Origin of the sequence: Melaminivora alkalimesophila, assembly GCF_000282995.1 — a bacterium.
GTDB lineage: Bacteria > Pseudomonadota > Gammaproteobacteria > Burkholderiales > Burkholderiaceae_C > Melaminivora > Melaminivora alkalimesophila.
The window spans coordinates 1-2,690 of record NZ_ALEE01000283.1 but is presented as its reverse complement, the minus strand read 5'-3'; the positions used below and the strand labels follow the sequence as shown (position 1 = coordinate 2,690).

Here is a 2,690-nt window from a genome sequence, read left to right as displayed (position 1 = left end):
CCGCCGCAGGCGGCGCGCATCCGGGCCGATCTCGTCCGGATGGCGCTGGTGGAAGTCCTCCAGGCGCGCCAGCGCCAGGGCTTCGAGGCCTTGCAGGGCGGCCGGCGCCAGCGCCAGGGCGCCACCATCGATGAGGATGGCGTCCTGCGGCAGGGGCAGGGCGGCGGGCGTGGGCAGGCCCTCGGCGCGCGCTGCCTGCGCCACCGCCAGGCCCAGGGGCGTGTGCTGCAGCAGGGCGGCGAGGCGCTCGGCGCGCTGCGGCAGCGCTAGGGCGGCCAGCTGCGCCAGGCGCTCGGGCGTGTGGCGCCAGCGCTGAGGGGCGAAGGGGTCGAGCACGCGCACCCCGGCGATGGTGCGCGTGGCCGAGGCGTCGCGCAGCACGCCGCGGTCGCCGTGCCAGGCGGCGATGCCGGTGTGCAGCACCAGCTGCGCCAATGCGCTCTCGCCCGGGGCGAGGCTGCCCTGTTCAAGCAGCACCAGCGAGCCCACCACGTCGCTCGTGCCCAGGTGCACGTGCACGGGCGTGCCGGAGCGCAGCGCGCGTTCCTCATCGGGCCACAGGCGGACCTGCACATCGATGCGCGTGGTGGACAGGGCCACTGCCGGCGCGCAGGCCCAGTCGCCCCGGTGCACCTCGTCGCGCGCCACGCCGGCCAAGGCCAGCGCGCAGCGTTGACCGGCGCGGGCGAATTCGGCGGGCTGGTTCTGGGCGTGGATGCCGCGCACGCGCACGCTGCGGGGCTGGCCGCCCGGGCCGGGCGTGAGCACCAGCTCGTCGCCCACGCGGACGCTGCCGCTGGCGATGGTGCCGGTGGCGACGGTGCCGACGCCGGCGAGCGTGAAGGCGCGGTCGATGGGCAGGCGGAAGACCTGGGCGCCGTCGGCAGCGGCCCGTGTTCCTTCAGCGCGTGCGCGCTCCAGCAGGTGGGTGCGCAGGGCGGCGATGCCTTCGCCTGTGGCTGCCGACACCTCGAAGATCGGCGCATCCGCCAGGGAGGTGGGCGCGAGCAGGCTGCGCAGCTCGCGCTGCAACTGCGCCAGGCGCGGGGTACGGGTGGCGTGGTCCAGCCGGTCGATCTTGGTCACGGCGACCGTGCCCTGCGCCACGCCGAGCAGGCTGAGCACCGCCAAGTGCTCGCGCGTCTGCGGCATGGCGCCATCGTCCGCGGCGACCACCAGCAGCGCGTGGCGCACACCAGTGGCGCCGGCGAGCATGGTGTGCAGCAGCCGCTCGTGGCCCGGCACGTCCACGAAGCCCAGCGGCGGCGCGCCCTCGTCGCCGGCCGGCAGGTAGGCGTAGCCCAGCTCGATGGAGATGCCGCGGCGCCGCTCCTCGGGCAGGCGGTCGGTCTCCACGCCGGTGAGGGCGCGCACCAGGGTGGTCTTGCCGTGGTCGATGTGGCCGGCGGTACCGATGATCATGGTCGGATGCGTGTGGCTGCGTGCGTGGGCTGTGGATGAGGTGAAGGGCGTTGCGCCGCTCAGACCTGCCGCAGCGCCTCGGCCAGCCGGGGCAGTTGCTCGGTGAAGGCCGCGAGCTCGCCGGCCTCCAGGCAGCGCAGGTCCAGCCACAGCGCCCCGGCCTCGATGCGGCCGATCACCGGGCGGGGCAGGGCGCGCAGCGCCGCCTCGAGCCGACCCAGCAGGCGCCCGCCGCGCCGGGCCTGCGCCGGCTGCACCGTCAGGGCCCAGCTGGGCAGCGTGTTGCTGGGCAGGGCCCCCCTGCCGATCTGGCTGAGGCAGGGCGCGGCGCCGACGTTCCATTCGCCGCCCAGCGCCGCCTGCAGGGGCGTGCGCAGGGCCTCGGCCTGGGCCTGCATCTCGGCCTGCGGGCGCAGGAACAGGCGCAGGGTGGTCAGGCGCTCGGGCAGCCGCTCGGGCGCCAGGTAGAGCTGCAGCACCGGCTCCAGCGCCGCAAGGGTGAGCTTGCCCACGCGCAGCGCGCGCTTGAGCGGGTTCTTCTTGATGCGGGCGACCAGCTCTTTGCGCCCGACGATCAGCCCCGCCTGGGGGCCGCCGAGCAGCTTGTCGCCGCTGAAGGTGACGAGGTCGGCCCCAGCGGCGACCACGTCGCGCACCGTGGGCTCGTGCGGCAGACCCCATTGCGCCAGGTCCACCAGCGTGCCTGAGCCCAGGTCCACCACCAGCGGCAGTCCGTGTGCATGCGCGATGGCCGCCACCTCGGCCTCCTGCACGCTGCGCGTGAAACCGGTCACGGCGTAGTTGCTGCAGTGCACCTTCATCAGCATGGCGGTGCGTGGGCCGATCGCCTCGGCGTAGTCGTGCGGATGCGTGCGATTGGTGGTGCCGACCTCGACCAGCCGGGCACCGGCGCGCGACATGATGTCCGGGATGCGGAAGGCGCCGCCGATCTCCACCAGCTCGCCGCGCGAGACGATGACTTCCTTGCGCGCCGCGAGCGCGTTGAGCGTCAGCAGCACGGCAGCGGCGTTGTTGTTCACTACCGTCGCGGCCTCCGCCCCGGTGAGTTCGCGCAGCAACCCCTCCACCAGGTCGTCGCGGTCGCCGCGCCCGCCGGTCGCGAGGTCGTATTCCAGGTTCGCCGGTGCGGTCAGCGCCCGCGCCACCGCTTGCACCGCCTCGTCGGGCAGCAGCGCCCGTCCCAGGTTGGTGTGCAGTACCGTGCCCGTGAGGTTGAAGACGCTGCGCAGGCGCGGCTCCAGGCGCTG

At 74.7% G+C, this 2,690-nt stretch carries 2 protein-coding genes; both read right to left on the bottom strand.

The annotated features are described in order from the left end of the window. A partial coding sequence (gene selB / locus A612_RS05370) for a selenocysteine-specific translation elongation factor (RefSeq protein WP_019373513.1) occupies positions 1–1,422 on the bottom strand: 1,422 nt, incomplete at its 3' end. Positions 1,423–1,481: 59 nt separating this feature from the next. Further along, the coding region (selA, locus tag A612_RS05365; RefSeq protein ID WP_019373512.1) for an L-seryl-tRNA(Sec) selenium transferase at positions 1,482–2,690 on the bottom strand (1,209 nt) is incomplete at its 5' end.